Below are 24,387 nucleotides of genomic sequence, written 5' to 3'. Positions count from 1 at the left end.
GGGACCGAATCAGGCGCTGCCCCGAGGGGCGCAGCCCGATCAGGCGCTGAGCTCGGTGCGGCCCTTGCCGCGGCGCGCGGCCAGGATGGCGCGGCCGGCACGGGTGCGCATGCGGGCGCGGAAGCCGTGCTTCTTGGCGCGACGACGGTTGTTCGGCTGGAAGGTGCGCTTGCTCATGATGATCTCCACACGGCTGCGCTCGAGGACGGGCTCAGCGCGAGCCGACACGTATGTCTGGACAGCCGCTCGACGAGGCCGAACGACACGATGGGCGCGACCAGGTGGCCGCAGTCAACTGGTTAACGGTACGTGACAGCGGCGGTGAGGTCAAACGGCGGCGACGGCCGCCCTCGTCCGAGGTGAGCGCACGATCATCATCCACATTGGGGAAAACGTGCGTTCGGTACGACTCGGTCGGACCCTTTACAGTGGTGTGATCGATCGGCCCGTTCCGCGGAGCGACGGGGGAGTCACCTCACCGTCCGCAGCCGGGCCACCGTGGACAGGACTGTGGACAACCCTGTGGATCACCGCGACGGCGTGACAGCGGTCCGGCCCGTGGATCGGCCGCGCCGGACACCACTCGCGGAGCGGCTCCGACCCGGCGCGCCGGAGTCCCGCCGTTCCGGGCACCGAGCACCACGGGACCGGCGCCACGACACCAGCACACCGACACCAGACCAGGAGACCAGCGCGAATGACGATGCCGGCCGACCCCGTCGAGGACCTCTGGTCCTCCGTCCTGGGCCTCCTCTCCGAGGACGACCGCATCACCCCGCAGCTGCACGGCTTCCTCAACCTGGTCGAACCGAAGGGCGTGCTCGCCGGCACCCTCTACCTCGAGGTCCCCAACGACCTGACACGGGGCATGCTCGAGCAGCGGATCCGCGTCCCGATCACCGAGGCCGTGTCGCGGGTCGGTGACGACTCGGTCGCGAACTTCGCCATCACGGTGAACCCGGACATGGCGTCGGAACCGCGGGTCGAGGCGGTCGTCCCGAGCCACGTCCCCGAGTACGCGGAGCCGGTGCAGGCGCCGGTGGAGCAGAGCGCGGCACCCCGCCAGTACATCGAGGCACCGTTCGTCCCGAGCCAGATCGACTCCCCGGGCACCGGTGGTCGCCCCGAGTCGCGACTCAACCCGAAGTACAACTTCGACAACTTCGTCATCGGCTCGTCGAACCGCTTCGCCCACGCCGCCGCGGTCGCGGTCGCCGAAGCTCCGGCCAAGGCGTACAACCCGCTCTTCATCTACGGCGACTCCGGTCTCGGCAAGACGCACCTCCTCCACGCGATCGGCCACTACGCCGAGAGCCTCTACCCGGGCATCCGTGTCCGGTACGTGTCGAGCGAGGAGTTCACCAACGACTTCATCAACTCGATCGCGAACAACCGATCGAACCAGTTCCAGCAGCGCTACCGCGACATCGACATCCTGCTGATCGACGACATCCAGTTCCTGCAGGGGAAGGACTCCACGCAGGAGGCCTTCTTCCACACGTTCAACACGCTGCACGACCACAACAAGCAGGTCGTGATCACGTCGGACGTCGCGCCGAAGCACCTGACCGGCTTCGAGGACCGGATGCGCTCGCGGTTCGAGTGGGGCCTCATCACGGACGTGCAGGCGCCGGACCTCGAGACGCGCATCGCGATCCTGCGCAAGAAGGCGCAGTCCGACCACCTGCAGGTCCCCGACGACATCCTCGAGTTCATGGCGTCGAAGGTCTCGAGCAACATCCGTGAGCTCGAGGGGACGCTCATCCGCGTCACCGCGTTCGCGAGCCTGAACCGGACGGCCGTCGACATGGCCCTGGTGCAGACGGTCCTCAAGGACCTGATCACCCTCGACGACGACAACGTGATCGCGCCGACGGACATCATCAACCACACCGCGGAGTACTTCAAGCTCTCGGTCGACGACCTGTACGGCTCGTCCCGGTCGCAGGCGATCGCGACCGCGCGGCAGATCGCCATGTACCTGTGCCGTGAGATGACGAGCCTGTCGCTGCCGAAGATCGGGCAGCTGTTCGGCAACCGCGACCACACCACGGTCATGTACGCGAACAAGAAGATCACCGAGCTGATGAAGGAACGACGGTCGATCTACAACCAGGTCACCGAGCTGACGAGCCGCATCAAGCAGGACCGCCGCTACCGCTGACGCGGACGCGAGCAGGACGCGGACGCGAGCAGGACGCGGACGCGAGCAGGACGCGGACGCGAGCAGGACGCGGACGCGAGCAGGACGCGGACGCGAGCAGCTGACGGACGGGAGGCACGGTGCGACACGGCACCGTGCCTCCCGTCCGTCGTCTCCCCTCGACCCGACATCCGTCGCACCGGTGTCCGACCGGGAGGCCCGCCCCACGGCCCCGGATCGGCCCGCCTCGGCGCGCATCCACCATCTGAGACGGTTCCATGCGCCGAGTTTCCCCCAGTGTGGAAAGCCTGTGGATAACTGTGGAGGACACGCGGTCCGGTTGTTCACAGTTCTGTACCCACCTGTGGAGACTGGGGATGGAAGCGGATAGATGAGATTTGTTCATCCAGACGCTGCCAACACGGGACTCACAACTCACACGTGTGTAGTTCCCTGTGGAGAAGCGGGATGCACAGAGTTATCCACACTGTGCACAGGCGTTAACACCATTGATCCTGGTTAACGATGAAGTTCCGCGGGCCAACCTTGTGGACGGCGGGATGACAAGAAATCCGGGCCCTGCTCCGCTGTGCCACAATGGGGCGGCCGGACAGTCCGCACCGATCGACAGGGGTCCCAGCTGTGAAGTTCGAGGTCAACCGGGACGTCTTCTCCGAAGCCGTCTCCTTCGCGGTGAAGCTCCTCCCACAGCGCACGACCCTCCCGATCCTGTCCGGAGTCCTCATCCACGCCGAGGGCGATCGGCTCACGCTGTCGTCGTTCGACTACGAGGTCTCGGCGCAGACCTCGATCACGGCGCAGATCGACGAACCGGGCACCGTGCTCGTCTCCGGCCGTCTGCTCAACGACATCTCGAGCCGACTGCCGAACGCCCCGGTGACCTTCACCACCGAGGACACGAAGATCTCCGTCACCTGCGGATCGGCGCACTTCACGCTGCTGTCCATGCCGGTCGAGGAGTACCCGACGCTGCCGGAGATCGGTGAGCAGACCGGGGTCGTCCCCGGTGACGCCTTCTCCGAGGCCGTGTCCCAGGTGGCCGTCGCCGCGAGCCGCGACGACGTCACCCCGGTCATCACCGGTGTGCAGCTCGAGGTCGGCGACAACGACCTGTCGCTCATCGCGACCGACCGCTACCGCGTCGCGGTCCGCACGATCGCGTGGGACTCCGGTCGTGTCGGATCCGACCCGCTGCACGCGCTCGTCCCGGCCCGCACGCTGCAGGAGGTCGGCCGCACGTTCGGGTCGGCGTCCACGGTGTCGGTCTCGATCAGCGGGTCGTCGGACCGCGAGCTCATCGCGTTCCACGCCGACGACAAGACCGTGACCTCGCTGCTCATCAAGGGCAACTACCCGCCGGTCCGCCGGCTCTTCCCCGAGACGGTGAACGACCACGCGGTGATCAACACCGCCGAACTCGTCGAGGCCGTCCGACGGGTCTCCCTCGTCCTGGAGCGCGAAGCGGCGCTCCGGTTCTCCTTCTCGGTCGACGGGCTCACGCTCGAGGCGATCGGATCCGAACAAGCGCAGGCGTCAGAGTCGATCAGTGCGTTGCTGACCGGGGAGGAAACGGTGGTCTCGCTGAAGCCCGCCTTCCTCCTGGACGGGTTGAACGCGGTGCACTCCGAGTTCGTCCGCATCTCCTTCACCAAGACGGAGAACCCCAACAAGCCGGGTCCGGTGCTCATCACCGGGCAGACCTCGCAAGAGGCCGCGGCGACGGACGGATACCGGTACCTGCTGCAGCCCAATCTCCTGCTGCGATAGCGCAACAGCCGTACCACTGCGCTGACGCGCCTCTGGCCACCAGCGCGACGACGAACAGAAGAGGAAATCATGCACATCGGTCTTGTCGGCCTCGGTCGCATGGGCAACAACATGCGTGCCCGTCTCCGCAACGCAGGCATCGAGGTCACCGGGTACGACGCGAACCCCGCCGTCTCCGACGTCGCGGACCTCGGCGCCCTGGCAGCCGCACTGCCCGAGGGCAAGAAGCTCGTGTGGGTCATGGTCCCGCACGGCAAGATCACCGACGACGTGATCACGGACCTCGCCGGCGTCCTGGGTGAGGGCGACCTCGTCATCGACGGTGGCAACTCGAAGTGGCTGGACGACACGATCCACGCCGAGCAGCTCGACGCCAAGGGCATCCGGTACATGGACGCCGGTGTCTCCGGTGGTGTCTGGGGCAAGGACAACGGCTACGGCCTGATGGTCGGTGGCGCCCCCGAAGACGTCGAGTTCGCCATGCCGGTCTTCGACGCACTCCGCCCCGAGGGCCCCCGCGAGGAGGGCTTCTCGCACGCCGGCCCCGTCGGCGCCGGTCACTACGCGAAGATGGTCCACAACGGCATCGAGTACGCGATCATGCAGGCGTACGGCGAGGGCTACGAGCTCCTCGAGGCCAAGGACATCATCAAGGACGTCCCCGCGGTCTTCGCCGGGTGGCAGCGCGGCACCGTCGTGCGCTCCTGGCTGCTCGACCTGATGGTCCTCGCGCTGAACGAGGACCCGAAGCTCGACGCCATCGAGGGCTACGTCGACGACTCCGGCGAGGGCCGTTGGACGGTGGAGGAGGCCATCGAGCACGCCGTACCGATGCCGACCATCTCCGCGTCGATCTTCGCGCGCTTCGTCTCGCGTCAGGGCAGTGCGTCCCCGACGATGAAGGCCGTCGCGGCCCTGCGCAACCAGTTCGGCGGTCACGCCGTGAAGAAGGCGTAGTTCAGGTCACCACCTGAGCTCGTCCCGGCCCGCGTGCACGTCGACCACCTGCAACTCACCGACTTCCGGAACTACCGGGAGGCGGACGTCGACCTCGCACGCGGGCCGAACCTGTTCGTCGGGCGGAACGGACAGGGCAAGACCAACCTGGTCGAGGCGATCGGCTACCTCTCGACCCTCGGGTCGCACCGGGTGCCGACCGACGCCGCCCTCGTCCGTCAGGGCTGCGACGCCGCGATCGTGCGCGCTCGACTGGCGCACGAGGACCGCAGCATCCTGGCCGAGGTGCAGATCAACCGCACGGGGTCGAACCGAGCCCAGGTCAACCGGGCCGCGATCAAGCCCCGCGAACTGCCGCGGTACTGCACCAGCGTGCTCTTCGCCCCCGAGGACCTGGCCCTCGTCCGCGGTGAGCCCTCGGGCCGTCGGCGCATGCTGGACGAGCTGCTCGGTCAGATCGCACCCCGGATGCAGGGCGTGCTCGCCGACTACGACCGGACGCTCAAGCAGCGGAACACCCTGCTGAAGTCGGCACGGGCGACCGGTGCGCGGTCCGGATCCCTCGCGACGCTGGACGTCTGGGACGACCGGCTCGTCGCGTTCGGTTCCGAGATCATCGCGGCCCGCGACCACCTCACCCGTCGCCTCGCGCCGTTCGTGACCGAGGCCTACGCCACCGTCGCCGGCGAACGGCACGAGGCGACCATCTCGGGTGTGCTCAGCGTGCGCGGCGGTGACCCCGAGGACGCTGCCGCGACCGACCCGGTGCTCGGGACGCCGGACGAACCGGTGTCCGTCGCCGCTGCGGCCGAGGCCTTCCGTGGTGCGCTCGAGCGTCGGCGTCGGGACGAACTCGACCGCGGACTGACCCTCGTCGGACCGCACCGCGACGACGTGCTCTTCCAGCTGAACGGGTTACCTGCGCGCGGGTACGCCAGCCACGGCGAGTCGTGGTCGTTCGCCCTCGCGATCAAGCTCGCCGGCGCCGCGGTGCTCCGGGCGGAGTCGACGCTCGGCGACCCGATCATCATCCTCGACGACGTGTTCGCCGAGCTCGACGAGTCACGGCGTGAACGGTTGGCGGGGGCGGTCGCCGACTACGAGCAGGTGCTCATCACCGCCGCGGTGTTCGGGGACGTGCCCGACCAGCTCGCCGCCCACACTGTCCGGATCGAGGCGGGCACGATCGTGACGGACGAGGCTCGCGCCTGATGCCCAAGCCGTGGAAGCCCTCCGAGCCCTCGCGGGTGTACCGGCACCTGCGCGCCGTGTTCGGCGACCCGTCCCTCCGCACCGTCGACGCCCGACGTCGCCGGTCCCGCGAGCTCGACGCCGACACGGTCCCGTACGGCAAGGGTCGCGAACCCCGGGGGCTCGGCGACGTGGTCGGCGCGCTGGCCCAGGAACTCGGGTGGTCGGAGCCGTTGGCGCGCTCGGAGCTCTTCGTCGACTGGCCCGCCGTGGTGGGCGACGAACTCGCGAAGCACTCGCGCCCGATGACGATCGACGACGGCACGCTCGTCATCCGCTGCGACTCGACGGCGTGGGCGACGCAGCTCCGTCTGATGCGCGCGACCGTGACGACGACGATCGCCGAGCGGCACCCGGGAGCGGGCGTGCAGTCGATCCGGGTTTCCGGCCCGGACGTCCCCACCTGGAAACGCGGTCCCAGGACCGTCCAGGGGCGTGGTCCTCGCGACACCTACGGTTGACGCGACGAAATCGTCCTCGGGGATGAAGAACACCCGTCCAGCGGGCGGATGAGCCCCGTGGAGAGGGGCTCCTGCGGTAGACTGGCGAGTGCAGTGTGCGGGCGTTCCGCGCGCAGGCAGGAGCAATCCCGACATGGCATCAGAATCTGACGACGACCGGACGATCCCGCAGGACGAGACCGAGCAGGCTCCACCGACGGAACCATCGTACGGCGCAGACCAGATTCAGGTGCTGGAGGGGCTCGAGGCGGTCCGCAAGCGCCCGGGCATGTACATCGGCTCGACGGGTCCGCGCGGTCTCCACCACCTGGTGCAGGAGATCGTCGACAACTCCGTCGACGAAGCACTGGCCGGCTACTGCGACACGATCGACGTCACCATCCGCGAGGACGGCGGTGTCCGCGTGGTCGACAACGGCCGTGGCATCCCGGTCGACACCCACGCGGCCGAGGGCGTCTCGACGCTCCAGGTCGTCCTCACCGTCCTGCACGCCGGCGGCAAGTTCGGTGGCGGCGGGTACGCGGTGTCCGGTGGTCTGCACGGCGTGGGCTCCTCCGTCGTGAACGCCCTGAGCTCCGAGCTCGACGTGGAGGTCCGCCGCCAGGGCCACGTCTGGCGCCAGAGCTACACCGACGGCGTCCCGGTCGCCCCCGTCTCGAAGGACGAGGAGACCGACGTGACCGGCACCACGATCACGTTCTGGCCGAACGCCGACATCTTCGAGACCGTCGAGTTCGACTACGAGACGCTGCGCACGCGCTTCCAGCAGATGGCCTTCCTCAACAAGGGCCTCCGCATCAACCTCACCGACGAGCGCACCCCGGACGAGGGCGAGGAGTCGCGCCGTGACTCCTTCCGCTACGAGCGCGGGCTGCCCGACTACGTCGAGTACCTCAACGCGCAGAAGAAGGCCGACCTCGTCCACCCCGACGTCATCGCGATCGAGGCCGAGGACACCGAGCGCAAGATCGCGCTCGAGATCGCCATGCAGTGGAACACCTCCTACCAGGAGAGCGTCCACACCTTCGCGAACACGATCAACACGCACGAGGGCGGCACCCACGAAGAGGGCTTCCGTGCGGCCCTGACGAGCCTGGTCAACCGGTACGCCCGCGAGACCAAGATCATCAAGGAGAAGGACGACAACCTCACGGGTGACGACATCCGCGAAGGGCTGACCGCCGTCATCTCCGTGAAGCTCGGCGAGCCGCAGTTCGAGGGCCAGACGAAGACCAAGCTCGGCAACACCGAGGCGAAGTCGTTCGTGCAGCGCGTCGTCGGCACCGAGCTCACCCACTGGTTCGAGAGCAACCCGTCCCAGGCGCGCGACGTCGTGCGGAAGGCGATCCAGGCGTCGCAAGCCCGGCTCGCCGCCCGCAAGGCCCGCGAGACCACCCGGCGCAAGGGGCTGCTCGAGTCGGGCGGCATGCCCGGCAAGCTCAAGGACTGCCAGTCGAAGGACCCGACGCTGTCGGAGATCTTCATGGTCGAGGGTGACTCCGCCGGTGGTTCCGCCGTGCAGGGTCGCAACCCCATGACCCAGGCGATCCTGCCGCTGCGCGGCAAGATCCTCAACGTCGAGAAGGCCCGTCTCGACCGCGCCCTGGCCAACCAGGAGATCCAGTCGATGATCACGGCGTTCGGCGCCGGCATCGGCGAGGACTTCGACCCGGACAAGGCCCGGTACCACAAGATCGTGCTGATGGCCGATGCCGACGTGGACGGTCAGCACATCACGACGCTGCTGCTCACGCTGCTCTTCCGCTACATGCGTCCGCTCATCGAGCGCGGGTACGTGTACCTCGCACAGCCGCCGCTGTACCGCCTGAAGTGGTCGAACGCGGCACACGAGTACGTGTTCAGCGACCGGGAGCGCGACGCCCTGATGCAGGCGGGCATCGCCGCCGGCAAGCGCATCCCGAAGGACAACGGGATCCAGCGCTACAAGGGTCTGGGCGAGATGGACTACAAGGAGCTCTGGGACACCACGATGAACCCGGACACCCGCACGCTCCTGCAGGTCACGCTCGAGGACGCCGCCGCGGTCGACAGCGTCTTCGCGACGCTGATGGGTGAGGACGTCGAGTCGCGACGCCAGTTCATCCAGCAGAACGCCAAGGACGTCCGCTTCCTCGACATCTAGTACCGGCCTGGAGGCGCGGTGCCAGCCGCGTCGACCAGTCCCGACCCCCTGTGGTCGCGCCCGGCGCGACCGACGGAACCAGTGCCTCCCGGCCGACGACCGGAGGGCCACCAGAAAGGTGACCAAGCCACATGGCTGACGACAACGAGAACGGCGCCGACGAGCAGCCCGAGATCGTGCACGGCGAGGTAGGCGACATCGTGGTCTCCGGCGACCGCATCTCGCAGGTCGACCTGCAGCTCGAGATGCAGCGGTCGTACCTCGACTACGCGATGTCCGTCATCGTCGGACGTGCGCTGCCGGAGGTCCGTGACGGTCTGAAGCCGGTCCACCGCCGCGTCATCTACGCGATGTTCGACGGCGGCTACCGGCCGGACCGGGCGTTCTCGAAGTGCTCCCGCGTCGTCGGTGACGTCATGGGCCAGTTCCACCCGCACGGCGACAGCGCGATCTACGACGCGCTCGTCCGCCTCGTGCAGCCGTGGTCGCTCCGGTACCCGCTCGCGCTCGGCCAGGGCAACTTCGGGTCCCCGGGCAACGACGGCGCCGCGGCCCCGCGGTACACCGAGACCAAGATGGCACCGCTCGCCATGGAGATGGTCCGGGACATCGACGAGGACACCGTCGACTTCCAGGACAACTACGACGGCCGCACGCAGGAGCCGTCGATCCTGCCGGCGCGCTTCCCGAACCTGCTGGTCAACGGATCGGTGGGCATCGCGGTCGGCATGGCCACGAACATCCCCCCGCACAACCTGCGCGAGGTCGCCGAGGGCGCCCAGTGGGCGCTCGCACACCCGGACGCGACGCGTGAGGAGCTCCTCGGCGCGCTCATGCAGCGGATCAAGGGCCCGGACTTCCCGACCGGCGCGCAGATCCTCGGCACGAAGGGCATCCAGGACGCCTACCGCACCGGTCGTGGCTCGATCACGATGCGCGCGGTCGTCAACGTCGAGGAGATCCAGGGTCGCACGTGCCTGGTCGTCACCGAGCTGCCGTACCAGGTGAACCCGGACAACCTGGCGATCCGCATCGCCGAGGGCGTGAAGGACGGCAAGCTCGCCGGCATCGCGGACATCCGCGACGAGACCTCCGGCCGCACCGGTCAGCGCCTGGTCATCGTGCTGAAGCGCGACGCGGTGGCGAAGGTCGTGCTCAACAACCTGTACAAGCACACGCAGCTGCAGGAGAACTTCGGCGCGAACATGCTCGCCATCGTCGACGGGGTGCCGCGCACGCTGTCGCTCGACGGCTTCATCTCGGCGTGGGTCGACCACCAGATCGACGTCATCGTCCGCCGTACCCAGTACCGGCTCCGCGAGGCCGAGAAGCGCGCGCACATCCTGCGCGGCTACCTCGCGGCGCTCGACGCCCTCGACGAGGTCATCGCGCTCATCCGTCGGTCGCCCGACGTCGAGGAGGCGCGGACCGGCCTGATGGACCTGCTGTCCGTCGACGAGATCCAGGCACGCGCGATCCTCGAGCTGCAGCTCCGCCGCCTGGCCGCCCTCGAGCGCCAGAAGATCCACGACGAGGCCGAGGAACTCGAGCGCAAGATCGCCGACTTCCAGGACATCCTGGCGTCGGAGACCCGGCAGCGCACGATCATCGGCGACGAGCTCGCCGAGATCGTCGACCGCTTCGGGGACGACCGTCGCAGCGAGATCATGCTCGGCTACGACGGTGACATGTCCATCGAGGACCTCATCCCGGAAGAGGAGATGGTCGTCACCATCACCCGCGGCGGGTACGTCAAGCGCACGCGGAGCGACAACTACCGGTCGCAGCACCGCGGCGGTCGCGGCGTCAAGGGTGCGCAGCTCCGCGCGGACGACATCGTCGAGCACTTCTTCGTCACGACGACCCACCACTGGCTGCTCTTCCTCACCGACCAGGGCCGCGTGTACCGCGCCAAGGCGTACGAGCTGCAGGAGGCGAGCCGTGACGCCAAGGGGCAGCACGTCGCCAACCTGCTCGCCATGCAGCCCGACGAGCAGATCCAGCAGGTGCTCGACATCCGCGACTACGAGGCGGCGCAGTACCTCGTGCTCGCGACCGAGCAGGGTCTGGTCAAGAAGACCGCGCTGACCGAGTACGACACCAACCGCACCGGCGGCATCATCGCGATCAACCTCCGCGAGGGCGACAAGCTCCGCCAGGCGCTGCTCGTCGACGAGACCGACGACCTGCTGCTCGTGTCGAAGCACGGCATGTCGCTCCGCTTCACGGCGACCAACGACACCCTCCGTCCGATGGGCCGGTCGACCTCCGGCGTGAAGGGCATGTCCTTCCGCGGCGACGACGCACTGCTCGCCGCACGTGTGGTGTCGGACGACGGCTACGTGTGGGTGATGACCGAGGGCGGCTACGCCAAGCGCACCTCGGTCGACCAGTACCGGGTGCAGGGCCGCGGTGGTCTCGGCATCAAGGTGGCCAAGCTGGCCGCCGATCGGGGCGACCTCGTGGGGGCGCTCATCGTCGGCGAGGACGACGAGGTGCTCGTCGTGCTGCAATCGGGCAAGGTGGTAAGGTCTGCCGTGTCCGAGGTGCCCGCCAAGGGTCGCGACACGATGGGTGTGGTCTTCGCGAGGTTCGCGGAGAACGACCGGATCATCGCGGTGGCCCGGAACAGCGAGCGGAACCTGGATGACCAGGACGACGCCGACCCCGAGATCGAGCCTGCGGGCCCGGTGGAGACGGTGAGCCCTGACGAAGCGGCCCCCGAACCCGCCGACCCCGCCGACACCGAGCCTGTCGAGGACGAGGCCGGAGAGGACCAGTCGAACAATGAGTAGTGTCGCCGAGAAGCTCCAGAAGAAGGCGAAACGTCCCAGCGGTACCCGGCAGGTCCGCCTGCGTCTGGTGTACCTCGACTTCTGGTCGATGGTGAAGCTGAGCTTCCTCATCGCGCTCGCCGGTTCGATCGTGATCATCGTCGCGACCGCGCTGGTCTGGGTCATCCTCAACCAGACCGGTGTGTTCACCCAGATCGACGCCCTGCTCAAGGACGTCACCGGGCAGAACAGCTACTCGATCATGGACCAGTTCTCGCTCGGGCAGGTCCTCGGGTTCTCGGTCGTGGTGGGCATCCTCAACGTGGTCGTCGGCACCGTGCTCGGCGCGATCGTGAGCGTCCTCTACAACCTCAGTGTGCGGATCACGGGCGGCCTGCTCGTGGGCTTCACGAACAACTGACACACCCGGGCCGGACGGCAGTCGCCCCTCGATTTCGTTCTCCGAGATCGGTACGGTAGGCTTTCTTCTGGTCTGAGGGGCTATAGCTCAGGCGGTTAGAGCGCTTCGCTGATAACGAAGAGGTCCAAGGTTCAAGTCCTTGTAGCCCCACCACTTCCCACCGGGACCAGTACGCTGATCCTCACGGGGCCTTAGCTCAGTTGGTAGAGCGCCTGCTTTGCAAGCAGGATGTCGGGAGTTCGATTCTCCCAGGCTCCACTCCCTCAGGGCGGATACTGCTCCGCTCGTTCCTCGCTCCGCCGGTTTCGGTCGTCGTGTTCGTCGGCGCCTCCGGCGCGCCGCTCCGCGATGGTCGCCTTCTTCCGGGCGTTGCCGCTGCGGGATGGTCGCCTCGGTCGTCGTCGGGCGTGAGGTGTCGCCGCTGCGGGCGTTCGGCCCGGCGCTGGCGCACGACATGCCGTCAGTGGTGCTTCGACGCGGCATGTCGTGGCACCTGTGCGAGCGACGGCGGCATGTTGCGCGACGGCGCATCAGCGGCTGACGGAATGAGGGCGTGCCTCCAGTCTGTGGCTGGGGCTGAGGCCGGGCCTGTGCCTGAGGCTGGGACCGGTGCTGTGCCTGAGGCTGAGGCTGGGGCTGCCGAGCGGGCAGGACGTGCCGCGTGCGGGGCGTCGGGAGGGTTCTTCTCGTCGAGTCTCGGCGGTGAGCGGGCCGTATGTCTCCCGTTCGGGGCTCGGGGCTCGGGGCTCGGGGCAGGTGGCACGGGGCAGGGGCAGGTTCTGCGGCGTGCGGGACGGCCGGGGACGACGAAGGGCCCCGGCGCGGTGCCGGGGCCCTTCGTACGAACCGGGAGGTCAGGCGGCGGGCTTCTCCGCCGTGTCGGCGTCGTCGGCGACCCACAGGTCGTCGTCGGCGCGGAGCGTCTGGTAGGCGGCGTACGCGGCACCGGCAACGGCGACCACACCGACGACGATGAGGGCGACCCCACCGAACCCGAGGCCCTTCTTCTGCTGCCCCGGCGTGTACTTCGCCGCGGCCTTCTTCGCCTTCTTGCCCTTCTTCTGGGCGTCCTTCACGATCTTCTTGACGCGCGGGTCCTTCGCGAGGTCCTTCACGCTCATCACCGAACCAGCGGTCGCCACGAGGCCGGGGACGACCTCGGTCTGGAAGCGGTGCGACGCGCTGTGCGCGGCCGAGGTCGCTGCGTGCACGCCCGTCGCGACGGCGGGACGGATCCCGTTGTCGATCGCGTTCTGCACGCGGGGGGCGATGTCCTTGCGGGCTGCGTCAGCAGCGTGCGAGCGGGCCTCGGCGAGGATCGCGTTCGCGTGCTCGAGGACCTTGCGCTGCTCGCCGAGGAGCGAGGCCGTCTTGCCCTTGAGCTTCTTGATCTGCTTCCGACGCTTGCGCGGGATCTCGATCGTCGTCATCTGGTACCTCCATCGGATCGGCGTGACCCCATCCTGCCACCGAGCACCCTGACAGGTCACGGATCGTCGGCTGTGTGATCCGTGTCACCGTCAGGAGTGCATGCGAGAATCGACACATGTCTCTGCACACCGCTGTCGCAACGATCCACACGAACAAGGGCGACATCCGCGTCAACCTGTTCGGCAACCACGCCCCGAAGACCGTCAAGAACTTCGTCGACCTCGCGACCGGCAAGCAGGAGTGGACGCACCCCGGCACGGGCAAGGTCTCGACCGACAAGCTCTACGACGGTGTCGTCTTCCACCGCATCATCAAGGACTTCATGATCCAGGGCGGCGACCCGCTCGGTCAGGGCATCGGCGGTCCGGGCTACCGCTTCGACGACGAGATCCACCCGGAGCTCACCTTCCAGGAGCCGTACATCTTCGCGATGGCGAACGCCGGCATCCAGGGCGGGCGCGGCACGAACGGCTCGCAGTTCTTCATCACGACCGTGGCGACCCCCTGGCTGCAGGGCAAGCACACCATCTTCGGTGAGGTCGCCGACGACGAGTCGCGCGCGGTCGTCGACGCGATCGAGGGCGTCCCGACCGACGGTCGCGACAAGCCCGTCGAGGACGTCGTCATCGAGAGCATCGACGTCGAGGACGTCTGAACCCGGTGACCGACCAGGCCCCGGGGCGGGACAACTACTGCTACCGGCACCCGGACCGGCAGAGCTTCATCCTGTGCCAGCGGTGCGGGCGGACGATCTGCACCGAGTGCCAGACGCCGGCGGCCGTCGGCGTGCACTGCCCGGAGTGCGTGCGTGAACAGCGCGCGCAGTTCCAGGCGAACCGTCGTGCCTCCGGGGCCCCGGGCGGCCTGACCGTCGTGCGTCGTCGGTTCGCGATGATGGACCAGAAGGCGACCACGGTGATCATCGCCGTGTCCGTCGTGATCTGGCTGCTGAACCTGTTGTCCGGCAACGTCGTCAACCAGTGGCTCAGCTACTGGACGCCGTTGGTCGGGACCCAGCCGTGGCGCCTCGTCACGGGGCTGTTCGTCCACTCGTCGATCTTCCACATCGGGTTCAACATGCTCGCGGTGTTCATCTTCGGGCGGATCCTCGAGAACCTCCTCGGTACGTGGCGCTTCGTCGCGCTGTACTTCCTGGCCGGCCTCGGCGGTGACCTCGCGGTGTCGATCCTCTCGCCCGGGGTCCAGGTGGTCGGTGCGTCGGGTGCGATCTTCGGTCTGTTCGCGGCGTTCTTCGTGATCCAGCGCAGCCTCGGCTACAACGCCGTCCAGCTGCTCGTCATCATGGGGCTCAACCTCGTCGTCGGCTTCCTGCCCGGGACCAACATCTCGTGGCAGGCCCACTTCGGTGGCATCGTGCTCGGGTTCGTCACCGGCTTCGTCTTCTCCAAGACCCGGAACGTCCGGCAGCGTGGCCTGCAGATCGGGCTCCTCGTCGGCGAAGCGGTCCTGCTCGTGGCCGGGATCGGCGCCGCGTACATCAGCATCGGTGGCTACGCGATCGGCTGACGAGTCCGCCGCCGCTCAGGACGCCCCGTCCCACCACAGTGTGGGGCGGGGCGTTCTGCCTCTCTGGAGGCCGCTTTCCACAGCCGTCCGGTGAGTTCTCCACAGTTGGGGACAACTCGGTGAGTTACACGGGTGTGATTATCCCCACTGTGGACGGGCCTGTGGACAACTCGGGGGCCATGGTGTGGATGGTCGTGTGGAAAGTGTGGACAACTGTGGAGAACGTGGTCCCGGGTGTGGACGGATGCGTCGGGGTGGTGTCGGGCTTGTGGACAGCGAGCAGGAATCCGGGCCGAGACGGGACGGGCCGGGACAGGACGGGCCGGGACAGGACGGGCCGGGAGGGGACAGGCCGGGACGAACGACGACGCCCGCCGTACCGGGCGGTACGACGGGCGTCGGGAGATGCTGGGCGGCGGTCAGCGCCACCGCGTGGTCATGAGGAACCCGATGAACATGATCCCGAAGCCGATCAGGATGTTCCACGACCCGAGCGACGGTACGGGCAGGGTCGTGTTCGAGATGTAGAAGACGATGACCCAGGCCAGCCCGATGAGCATGAAGCCGAACATGACCGGCTTGAACCACACGGGGTTGGGCTGGTCGCCCGCCGTGTCGACCGAGTCGGCTCGGGTCCTCCGGGCGGGCTTGGTGCGGTCCTTGTCCTTGGCCATGGCCGGTATCCTACCGTGACCACGTCTGTGGGAAGACCCTCAGCAGCCCGCGCACATCCCCCACGAGTACGGTGATCCGACCATGACCAAGATCCTCGTCGTCGACAACTACGACAGCTTCGTCTACACGCTCAACGGCTACCTGCAGCAGCTCGGTGCGGACACCGACGTCGTCCGGAACGACGCGTTCCCCGAGGACGAGATCGCCGAGCGCATCGCCGACTACGACGGTGTGCTGCTCTCGCCCGGGCCGGGTACCCCCGCGGACGCCGGTGTCTCGATCCCCACCGTGCGTGCGGCCATCGACGCCGAGACCCCGCTGCTCGGCGTGTGCCTCGGGCACCAGGCGATCGCCGAGGCCATGGGCGCCACGGTGACCCACGCCGAGGAACTGATGCACGGGAAGACCTCGCAGGTCGACCACGACGACAGCGTGCTCTTCGCCGGTGTCCCGCACCCGTTCACCGCCACGCGGTACCACTCGCTCGCGATCGTCGACGGGACGGTGCCCGAGGAGCTCACCGTCACGGCGCGGACCGGAGGTGGCGTGATCATGGGCGTGCAGCACCGTGACCACCCGGTGTACGGCGTGCAGTTCCACCCGGAGTCCGTCCTCACCGAGGGCGGGTACCGGATGGTCGGCAACTGGCTCGAGACCACCGGTCTGACCGGTGCTGCCGAGCGGGCCGCAGCGCTCAACCCGCTGATCGCCGAACACCGGTCCTGACGCCGGAGCGGTACGACCGCCGACGCGTCCGGTGACCACCGGCGCAGGCGACGTCCGCGGGGATGCTGCCGCGTGCCTCCAGGCCGACGGACGGACGCCCGCCGCAGCCGACGTGACGGACGGACTACTGTCCGGCGCCGCCGCCCTGGACGGTCCCGCTGCCGCCGCCACCGTCGCTGCCGCTGTCGTCGCCACCCCGGTCGGGGACGGACGGCGCCTGCGACGGCCGCTGTGCCGAGGCTGCGCAGTACGTCAGCGTGATGGTGCTGCCCTGCGCGACGTCGCCCTGCGGCACGCTCTGCTGCACCACGGTGCTGCCCGTGCAGGTGTACGTCGGGGACGCCACGACCTTCAGCCCGAGGTTCGCGAGTGCCTCGTTGGCGGCGCTGATCGGCTGCTGCGTGACGTCCGGCATCTGCACCTTGCCGTTGGAGACCGTCAGGTTGACGACGGAACCCTTCGTCAGCTGCGTGCTGCTGCCCGGGTCGCTGCTCATCACGGTGCCCTCGGGCACGTCGCTCGAGTAGTCGCTGTTGATCGCTCCGACCGCGAACCCGGCGTCCTTCAGGGCCTGTTCCGCCGCGTCCTGCGTCTGGTTGGCGACGTCCGGGACGGCGACCTGCTCCGGTCCCAGGGAGACGACGACGCGGATGCTCTGCTTGCGGGCGACGTTCGTGCCCTCCCCGGGCTCGGTGCGGATGACCGTGTCCTTGGCGACGTCGTCGGAGTTCTCGCCGACCTCGACGGCGCTGAGGTCTCGCTTCTCGAGTTCGGTCCGCGCCGAGTCCCACGTGGCGCCGACGACGTTCGGTACGGACACCGACGACGACACCGGTGCCTTGCCGGGCTGCAGGTTCGCGACGAAGAACACCACGCCCGCGATGACGGCGGCGGTGAGGATGATGCCGAGCCAGATCCAGGCGACCGGAGGGCGGTTCTGCGTGCGCTGGGGTCGGTGGTCAGCGGCGTCGTCGTCGAGCTCGCGGAACGCCACGGCAGGGTTCGAGGTCGTGCGGGGGTTCACGCCGAAGAGCATCGTGGACGCGTCGTGTGCCGCGTTCTGCTGGAGCGTGCGCGTGGACACCGGGACCTTGCCGGCGGCGGCCTGCTGCAGGTCGGTCCGGAAGTCCGCGGCGGTCTGGAACCGACGGGTGCGGTCCTTCACCAGGGCGTGCAGCGTCACCGCGTCGAGCGCCGGGGACACCTCGGGCACGAGCGTGGAGGGCGCGACCGGCTGCTCGCTCACGTGCTGGTAGGCCACGGCCACCGGGGAGTCGCCGACGAAGGGCGGGCGGCCGGTGAGCAGCTCGAAGAGCAGCACGCCGGTCGAGTACAGGTCGGTCCGGGCGTCGACGGTCTCACCGCGGGCCTGCTCCGGCGAGAAGTACGAGGCCGTCCCGAGGATCGAGGTCGTCTGCGCGACCGTCGCGGACGTGTCGGTGATGGCACGGGCGATGCCGAAGTCCATCACCTTGACCTGGCCGCTGTGCGTCACCATGACGTTCGCGGGCTTGATGTCGCGGTGCACCACGCCGGCGCGGTGCGAGTACTCCAGGGCGGTGAGGATCCCCTCGGTGATGCGGACCGCCTCGGCCGGGTCGAGCGGGCCGTCGTCGAGCACGTCGGAGAGTGCGCGACCGTCGACGTGCTCCATGACGATGTAGGGCACCTGGACCTGGGCGCCGGAGGGCTCGGTGACCGTCTCCTCGCCCGCGTCGTAGACGCGCACGATCGTCGGGTGCGCCATGCGGGCCGCCGCCTGGGCCTCCTGCCGGAAGCGGATCCGGAAGGTCGGGTCCGTGGCGAGGCTCGGCTTGAGGAGCTTCACCGCCACCTTGCGACCGAGTCGCGTGTCGGTGCCCACGTGCACCGTCGCCATGCCCCCACGACCGATGACGTCACCGATCTCGTAGCGGTCGGCGAGGAGCGTGATCCCCGCGGTCACACCTTCTGGCACGTACTCCTCCGAATGTTCGTCCGGGCAAGTGTACGGCAGGGGTCCCTGCCCGAACGCTGACGACGGGGGCTGCCGACGAACCGTTACACAACGGTGTCGACAGCCCCCGTTCGGGTGACGATCAGTTGGCGTCCTGCGGGCCCGTCGGGGTCGGGGTCGGGGTGCCCGAGGGCGTCGGGTCCTCGGCCTGTTCCCACGTCGCCGTCGCGGCGTCCGAGGACTCGGAGGCAGCGAGCGAGCCGCACGTGACCGTGTAGGTGAAGGACACCTCGTCGTTCACGGCGTCCGCCTGGATGGTGACGGCCGTCGAGCTGGTGTCCCCGGAGGTGGCTCCCGAGGCGTCCTTGCCGCCCGTGACCGTCCACGTGTACTTCGACACGTCGTAGCCGTCGGGGCACGTCGCGCCCGACCAACTGAAGGTGACCTGGCCGGACTCGGACACCGTCCCCGCGGTCGGGGTGTTCGGCTTGTTGGCCGTCGGCGGCGTCGTGTACTGGGTGAGCGTGACGAGGGTGCCCTCGACGACGCTGCCGGTCGGGGTGAGGTCCGCGACGGTGCCGGCCTGCTCCGCCGTCGGCGCGGGGCTGCCGTCCTGCACGGTGACCTCGAAGCCGCGGCTCTGGAGCTCGTTCCGGACCTCGTCGGCGCTGCGGCCGACGTAGTCGCTCTTGTTCAGGAACACCCGTGCCGTGGTCGGTGTCGGTGTCGGCGTCGACCTGGTCGGCGCGGCCGAGGCCGACGTCGGTGCGGGGTCCGGGTCGTCGGAGCCGCCGAGCGCGAAGGCCGCGATGACCCCACCGATGACGAGCACCGCGAGGACCCCGACGAGCCACCAGATCCAGGCGCGCTTCTTGGTCGGCTCCTCGTCCTCCGGCGCTGCCGGTGACCGCGGCGTGCCGGGAGGGCCGGCGACGGCTCCGGCCTGCGTGCCGATGAGCGCGGTCGCCGCGTCGTTGCCCGGACGCTGCGGCGGGTTGAACGCGACGGTGCCCGCGCCGCCGACTGCAGGCACGGCGACGGTCGCTGCGGCGACGTCCCCGCGCCGCAGCGCCTGGGACGCGCGGGCCAGGTTCGCCGCGGTCGCCGGACGGTCCGCCGGCTTCTTGGCGATGCAGGACAGCACGAGTGCCGAGACCGGCTCGGGCACGTCACCGGGCAGCGCGGGCGGCTGCTCGTTGATGTGCGCCATCGCGATCGCGACCTGGGACTCGCCGGTGAACGGACGACGCCCGGCCAGGCACTCGTACGCGACGATGCCGAGCGAATAGATGTCGGTCGACGGCGATGCCGGGTGGCCGCTCGCCTGCTCCGGGGACAGGTACTGGACGGTGCCCATCACCTGGCCCGTCGCGGTGAGCGGGACCTGGTCGGCGATGCGCGCGATGCCGAAGTCGGTGATCTTCACACGGCCGTCGGGCGTGATGAGCAGGTTCCCGGGCTTGATGTCACGGTGCACCAGGCCGACGGCGTGGGCGGCCTGCAGGGCGTTCGCCGTCTGGGCGACGATGTCGAGCACCTTGTCGACCGGCAGCGTGTGCTCCCGCTCGATCATGGTGGACAGGGCCTCGCCCGGGACGAGTTCCATCACCAGGTAGGCGCTGCCGTCCTCCTCGCCGTAGTCGAAGACGTTGGCGATCCCCTCGTGGTTGACGAGGGCAGCGTGGCGCGCCTCTGCGCGGAAGCGCTCGAGGAAGCCCGGGTCGCCGAGGTACTCGTCCTTGAGGATCTTGAGTGCGACGGTCCGGCCGATGACGAGGTCGGTCGCCTGCCACACCTCACCCATGCCGCCGATCGCGACCCGCGAGGAGAGCTGGTACCGCCCACCGAAGGTGAGTCCGCTGGTGGGTCTCATTTGTTCAGCACCGCCTCCATGACCTTCTTCGCGACCGGGGCCGCGACCGTGTTGCCGACGCCGGACTGCCCGAGTCCGCCGCCGTTCCCGACGACGACCGCGACGGCCACCTCCGGGTTCTTCGCCGGGGCGAACCCCGTGAACCACAGCGTGTACGGATCACCCGTACCGCCTTCCGCCGTACCCGTCTTGCCGGCGACGTCGACTCCGTCGATCTTGGCATTGGTGCCGGTCCCGCCGCTCACGACGCTCTGCATCGCCTCGGTCAGGTCGGCGGCCTCGGAGCCGGACAGCGGGTCGCTGTACTGCTTCGGCGAGAACGACTCGACGGTCTTCAGGTCGCTCGTGGTGATCGAGTCGACGAGCGAGGGCTGCATGACCTTGCCGCCGTTCGCGATGCCGGCCGACACCATCGCCATCTGCAGCGGCGAGACGCGCACGCTGGCCTGCCCGAACGCGCTCAGCATGAGCTGGGCGGTCGAGTCGACGTCGGGGTACTGGCTGGCGGTGGCGCGCATCGGGACCTCGATCGCGTCACCGAAGCCGTACTCGTCCGCGACGGACTTGATCGTGTCGTACCCGAGCTTCTGGCCGAGCTCGGCGAACGGGATGTTGCACGAGAACTGGATCGCCGTCCGGAGCTTCACCGTGTCGCCACCGCCGCAGGAGCCGCCCTCGGCGTTGTTGATGTACGAGCTGGTGCCCGGCAGCTGCAGGCGCGACGGGTTCGGGAACTCGGAGTCGAGTGAGTACTTGCCGTCCTTGAGCGCGGCGGAGGCCACGACGAGCTTGAAGACCGATCCCGGCGTGTACAGGTCACCGCCGATCGCCCGGTTCTGCAGCGGGGTCGGGGTCTGCTGCAGCAGGGCGTCGTACTGCTGCTTGACCTGCGCGGTGTCGTGCGAGGTCAGGGCGTTCGGGTCGTACGCCGGCTTCGACACCATCGCCAGGATCTTGCCCGTGCTGGGCTGGATCGCGACGACCGCACCGCTGTTCTCGCCGAGTGCGTCGTACGCGGCCTGCTGCACGTCCGGGTCGATGGTGAGGTTGACGTTGTCGCCCTGGACGTCCTGACCGGTGAGGATCGCGTTGAGGTTCTGGAAGAACGACGCGTCGGAGTTGCCGGAGAGCACGGCGTTCTCGGCGCTCTCGATGCCCGTGTTGCCCTGGCCGATCGTGAAGTAGCCGGTCACGGCGGAGTACAGCGCACCGTTCGTGTACTTGCGCTGGTACTGGTACTGGTCGTCCGAGGGGGTCGACTCGGCGATCGGGCTGCCGTCGACCAGGATCGCGCCGCGCTTGGTCGAGTAGCTGTCCAGGATCGTGCGGGAGTTCCGCGAGTCGGCACGCAGGGTGTCGGCGGCGAAGAACTGGATCGAGGTCGTCGACACGAAGAGCGCGACGAACATGAGCACGATGACGGTCGAGACGCCGCGGAGCTGTCGGTTCACCGGGTGCGCTCCTTCCTGGTCGTCGCACCGCGTCCGGAACGGCCACGGGCGGCGGGGACCGCGCCCTGCTGGACGCGCTGTTCTGCGGGGATCGAGTCGGTCAGTCGCAGCAGCATCGCCGCGATGATCCAGTTCGCGATGAGCGACGAGCCACCCGCGGCCATGAAGGGTGTGGTCAGACCGGTCACCGGGATGATCCGGGTGATGCCGCCGACGACGACGAACACCTGCAGGGCGATGATGAAGCCGAAGCCGACACCGAGCAGCTTGCCGAAGTCGTCCTGCGCCATGAAGGCCACGCGGAGGCCCCGCGACGCCAGCACGATGAACAGGGCGAGGATCGCGAAGACGCCGATCAGCCCGAGTTCCTCGCCGAGCGACGCGACGATGTAGTCCGCGTTGGCGACGGGCGTGATGTACGGGCGGCCCTGACCGAGGCCGGTACCGGTGATCCCGCCGTTCGCGAAGCCGAACAGGCCCTGGACGAGCTGGTAGCTGCCCTGGGTCTGTCGGTCGAAGATCGCCTGGTCGAACGGGTCGAGCCACTGCTCGAAGCGACCCCGCACGTAGACCAGGACCGACTGCGCGACGAGGGCACCGCCGACGAACAGCCCGAGCCCGATGACGACCCAGCCGAGCCGGGCGGTCGCGACGTAGATCATCACGAGGAACAGGCCGAAGTAGAGCAGCGCCGTGCCGAGGTCGCGCTGGAACACCAGGACGGCCATGGCCGACGCCCACATCACCAGGATCGGGCCGAGGTCACGGGCGCGCGGGAACGTCATGCCGGCGAACTTCTTGCCGACGATCGACAGCGAGTCCCGGGCGGTGACGAGGTACCCGGCGAAGAACAGCGCCATCGTGATCTTCGCGAGCTCACCGGGCTGGAACGAGAACGGGCCGACGCGGATCCACACGCGGGCGCCCCCGACGTTCTCCCCGATGCCGGGGAGCATCGGGAGGAGCAGCAGCGCGATCGTCGCGAACATGAAGATGTAGCGGTAGCGCTGCAGGAAGCGGTGGTTGCGGACCGCGACGACGGTGATCGTCGCCAGGACCATCGCGAGCATCGTCCAGACGATCTGCTTGACGCCGATCGCGTCCCAGCCGGTCAGGCCGTTGTGCACGTCGATGCGGTAGATCTCGGCGATGCCGATGCCGTTGAGCACCAGGGCGATGGGCAGCACGAACGGGTCCGCGTGCTTCGCGACGACGCGGAGCACCACGTGCATGACGAGCGCGAGGCCGAGGATCCCGCCGCCGACCCAGAGCACACCGGTGTCGAAGATGCGGCCCTTCGTGCCGAGCTGGACGAGCACCATCGCGCCGGCGCAGATGCCGCACGCGATGACGAGCAGCACGAGCTCGAGGTTCCGGGCCCGGGCCGGCTCCCGCAGCTTGATGGTGATCGCCTGCGTGAAGGACTGCGCGGTCGCGGTGCTCATCGGCCGTCCCCCGGGCTCTCGGACGGCGAGGCGCTGCCGGACGGCGAGGCGCTGCCCGACGGTGACCCCGACCGGGTCGGGGTGGGCGACGGCGACGAGTCCGCATCGCCGCCCGTGCCGGCCTGGTCCTGGCCGGTCTCGGCGGCCTTCCGCAGCCGGTCCACGATGTCGCGCGCGTCGGAGAGCGAGGTCGCGTTGATCGTCGACCGCACGTTCTCGCGCGTGTAGTCCGGGAGCGACGTGACCGAGATGTCGGTGTCCTCGTAGACGTCCGACAGCGCGATCGGCCCGATCGACTGCTGCACGCCCTGGTAGATGGCGACCGTGCCGCGGTCGGTGCCGACGTAGTAGTGCGCCTGGGTGATCCGCCAGCCCAGGAACACCGCCCCCACGAGGGCCGCGACGGCGACGACGAGCGCGATCGACCAGGCCACGCGGCGTCGGATGCGACGACGGCGGTCCTCGGCGATGAGCTCGGCGAAGTACTGGTCGGACTCGGGCTCGAAGTGGGAGTCCTCCGGCACGGCGCTCACCTTGAGCGGGTGGAGCAGGATCGTGGGGAGGCGGATCGGCTTGCGACCGGTCGACGCCTCGAAGGTCAGGGGTGCCGCGGCGGAACCGACCGTGGTGGCGGCGGCGTCGTCGTCCTCGGGTTCCGTGTCGGTGACGTCCATCACGACGACGGTCACGTTGTCCGGGGCACCGTGGTCGAGCGTCTCCTTGACCAGGCGCTGCGTCACCTGGTTCGCGTCCATGGTCGACGCGAGCGCGTGCCGGATCCGCTCCTCGGCCAGGTACGACGACAGACCGTCCGAGCAGAGCAGCCAGCGGTCGCCGGTCTGGATGTCCATGACGGCGGTGTCGACCTCGGGGGCGGCGTCGACGTCGCCGAGCACGCGCATGAGCACCGAGCGCCGGGGGTGGACGGCGGCTTCCTCCGGCGTGATGCGACCGCTGTCGACGAGGCGCTGCACGAAGGTGTGGTCTGAGGTGATCTGCTGCAGCTCGCCGTCGCGCAGGCGGTAGATGCGGGAGTCGCCGATGTGCGCGATGGCGATCTGCTCGCCGACCCGGATGAGTGCGGACACCGTGGTGCCCATGCCGGTGAGTTCCTGGTGCTCGAACACCGTCTCGGTGATGAGCTGGTTCGCGGCGATGAGCGCGGACTGCAGGGCGAACTCGGCGTCGTGCGCGGACGGGAACTCGCGGTCGACCTCGCGGATGCGGCGGATGGCGATCGCGGACGCGACGTCGCCGCCGGCGTGGCCGCCCATGCCGTCCGCAACGGCGAAGAGGTGCGTGCCGGCGTAGCCGGAGTCCTGGTTGTTGGCGCGGATGCGCCCCACGTGGGACACAGCGGCGCTCAGCGTGCGAGCCGTCATGTC

At 68.8% G+C, this 24,387-nt stretch carries 19 protein-coding genes and 2 tRNA genes; 13 read left to right on the top strand and 8 right to left on the bottom strand.

Going from position 1 to position 24,387, the window contains the following annotated elements; all coding sequences use genetic code 11:
• Positions 1–39 precede the first annotated feature (39 nt).
• Positions 40–177 carry a 50S ribosomal protein L34 gene (gene rpmH / locus JOD95_RS09470; RefSeq protein WP_043595303.1) on the bottom strand — a complete coding sequence of 46 codons (138 nt, stop codon included), beginning with the start codon at positions 175–177 and terminating at the stop codon, positions 40–42.
• Between the two features lie 520 nt (positions 178–697).
• On the opposite strand from rpmH, the gene dnaA reads away from it, so the two are divergent.
• The 10 genes from dnaA to JOD95_RS09420 all read left to right on the top strand — a co-directional run bounded on the left by dnaA (position 698) and on the right by JOD95_RS09420 (position 12,196).
• Positions 698–2,164 carry a chromosomal replication initiator protein DnaA gene (gene dnaA, locus JOD95_RS09465; protein WP_066651121.1) on the top strand — a complete coding sequence of 489 codons (1,467 nt, stop codon included), beginning with the start codon at positions 698–700 and terminating at the stop codon, positions 2,162–2,164.
• 621 nt (positions 2,165–2,785) lie between these two features.
• Positions 2,786–3,931 (top strand): DNA polymerase III subunit beta, encoded by a 1,146-nt coding sequence (gene dnaN, locus JOD95_RS09460; RefSeq protein ID WP_066651122.1) that lies wholly within the window; start codon positions 2,786–2,788, stop codon positions 3,929–3,931.
• Between the two features lie 69 nt (positions 3,932–4,000).
• A complete protein-coding gene (gene gnd / locus JOD95_RS09455; protein ID WP_066651124.1) occupies positions 4,001–4,888 on the top strand; it encodes a phosphogluconate dehydrogenase (NAD(+)-dependent, decarboxylating) in 888 nt (295 codons plus the stop codon).
• A gap of 33 nt (positions 4,889–4,921) precedes the next feature.
• Positions 4,922–6,100, top strand: coding sequence for a DNA replication/repair protein RecF (gene recF / locus JOD95_RS09450; protein ID WP_066651126.1), 1,179 nt, complete (start codon positions 4,922–4,924; stop codon positions 6,098–6,100).
• Complete coding sequence (locus JOD95_RS09445; protein WP_066651128.1) at positions 6,100–6,600, top strand: DUF721 domain-containing protein; 501 nt, start codon at positions 6,100–6,102, stop codon at positions 6,598–6,600. The genes recF and JOD95_RS09445 overlap by 1 nt, the downstream gene beginning before the upstream one ends.
• 133 nt (positions 6,601–6,733) lie before the next feature.
• A complete protein-coding gene (gyrB, locus tag JOD95_RS09440) occupies positions 6,734–8,743 on the top strand; it encodes a DNA topoisomerase (ATP-hydrolyzing) subunit B (RefSeq protein ID WP_245172033.1) in 2,010 nt (669 codons plus the stop codon).
• A 131-nt stretch (positions 8,744–8,874) separates the two neighbouring features.
• Positions 8,875–11,538 carry a DNA gyrase subunit A gene (gene gyrA / locus JOD95_RS09435; protein WP_066651131.1) on the top strand — a complete coding sequence of 888 codons (2,664 nt, stop codon included), beginning with the start codon at positions 8,875–8,877 and terminating at the stop codon, positions 11,536–11,538.
• The gene (locus JOD95_RS09430; protein WP_066651132.1) at positions 11,531–11,938 is read left to right on the top strand and encodes a DUF3566 domain-containing protein; all 408 of its coding nucleotides are present in this window, start codon (positions 11,531–11,533) and stop codon (positions 11,936–11,938) included. The genes gyrA and JOD95_RS09430 overlap by 8 nt, the downstream gene beginning before the upstream one ends.
• A gap of 76 nt (positions 11,939–12,014) precedes the next feature.
• Positions 12,015–12,091 (top strand) — tRNA-Ile (locus JOD95_RS09425).
• Between the two features lie 32 nt (positions 12,092–12,123).
• Positions 12,124–12,196: transfer RNA gene (locus JOD95_RS09420), tRNA-Ala, on the top strand.
• A gap of 596 nt (positions 12,197–12,792) precedes the next feature.
• Here JOD95_RS09420 and JOD95_RS09415 read toward each other — a convergent pair.
• Entirely contained in the window at positions 12,793–13,368 is a 576-nt protein-coding gene (locus JOD95_RS09415; RefSeq protein ID WP_066651134.1) for a hypothetical protein, read from the bottom strand.
• Positions 13,369–13,484: 116 nt separating this feature from the next.
• Here JOD95_RS09415 and JOD95_RS09410 point away from each other — a divergent pair, with 116 nt between their 5' ends.
• Positions 13,485–14,024: a peptidylprolyl isomerase gene (locus tag JOD95_RS09410; RefSeq protein WP_066651135.1), complete on the top strand. Its 540-nt coding sequence runs from the start codon at positions 13,485–13,487 to the stop codon at positions 14,022–14,024.
• A gap of 5 nt (positions 14,025–14,029) precedes the next feature.
• On the top strand, positions 14,030–14,896 hold the full coding sequence (locus JOD95_RS09405) for a rhomboid family intramembrane serine protease (protein ID WP_209684763.1): 867 nt from the start codon (positions 14,030–14,032) through the stop codon (positions 14,894–14,896).
• Positions 14,897–15,315: 419 nt separating this feature from the next.
• On the opposite strand, the gene JOD95_RS09400 is transcribed toward JOD95_RS09405, so the two are convergent.
• Positions 15,316–15,570: a cell division protein CrgA gene (locus JOD95_RS09400; RefSeq protein ID WP_022907010.1), complete on the bottom strand. Its 255-nt coding sequence runs from the start codon at positions 15,568–15,570 to the stop codon at positions 15,316–15,318.
• An 82-nt stretch (positions 15,571–15,652) separates the two neighbouring features.
• Between JOD95_RS09400 and JOD95_RS09395 the strand changes: the two genes are divergently transcribed.
• Positions 15,653–16,297 (top strand): aminodeoxychorismate/anthranilate synthase component II, encoded by a 645-nt coding sequence (locus JOD95_RS09395; protein ID WP_209684761.1) that lies wholly within the window; start codon positions 15,653–15,655, stop codon positions 16,295–16,297.
• A 124-nt stretch (positions 16,298–16,421) separates the two neighbouring features.
• On the opposite strand, the gene pknB is transcribed toward JOD95_RS09395, so the two are convergent.
• The 5 genes from pknB to JOD95_RS09370 form a co-directional block, all read right to left on the bottom strand.
• The gene (gene pknB, locus JOD95_RS09390; protein ID WP_307810413.1) at positions 16,422–18,254 is read right to left on the bottom strand and encodes a Stk1 family PASTA domain-containing Ser/Thr kinase; all 1,833 of its coding nucleotides are present in this window, start codon (positions 18,252–18,254) and stop codon (positions 16,422–16,424) included.
• A gap of 121 nt (positions 18,255–18,375) precedes the next feature.
• Positions 18,376–20,106 carry a protein kinase gene (locus tag JOD95_RS09385; protein ID WP_209684759.1) on the bottom strand — a complete coding sequence of 577 codons (1,731 nt, stop codon included), beginning with the start codon at positions 20,104–20,106 and terminating at the stop codon, positions 18,376–18,378.
• Positions 20,103–21,557: a penicillin-binding protein 2 gene (locus JOD95_RS09380; protein ID WP_066651145.1), complete on the bottom strand. Its 1,455-nt coding sequence runs from the start codon at positions 21,555–21,557 to the stop codon at positions 20,103–20,105. The genes JOD95_RS09385 and JOD95_RS09380 overlap by 4 nt, the downstream gene beginning before the upstream one ends.
• Complete coding sequence (locus JOD95_RS09375; RefSeq protein WP_066651157.1) at positions 21,554–23,002, bottom strand: FtsW/RodA/SpoVE family cell cycle protein; 1,449 nt, start codon at positions 23,000–23,002, stop codon at positions 21,554–21,556. Before JOD95_RS09375 ends, JOD95_RS09380 begins: the two co-directional genes overlap by 4 nt.
• On the bottom strand, positions 22,999–24,384 hold the full coding sequence (locus JOD95_RS09370; RefSeq protein WP_066651160.1) for a Stp1/IreP family PP2C-type Ser/Thr phosphatase: 1,386 nt from the start codon (positions 24,382–24,384) through the stop codon (positions 22,999–23,001). Before JOD95_RS09370 ends, JOD95_RS09375 begins: the two co-directional genes overlap by 4 nt.
• Positions 24,385–24,387: the final 3 nt, after the last annotated feature.

Source organism: Curtobacterium sp. 1310 (assembly GCF_017834105.1).
Lineage (GTDB): Bacteria > Actinomycetota > Actinomycetes > Actinomycetales > Microbacteriaceae > Curtobacterium.
Note: the sequence above shows the minus strand (reverse complement) of the source record. Positions and strands in the feature narration are given on the sequence as shown.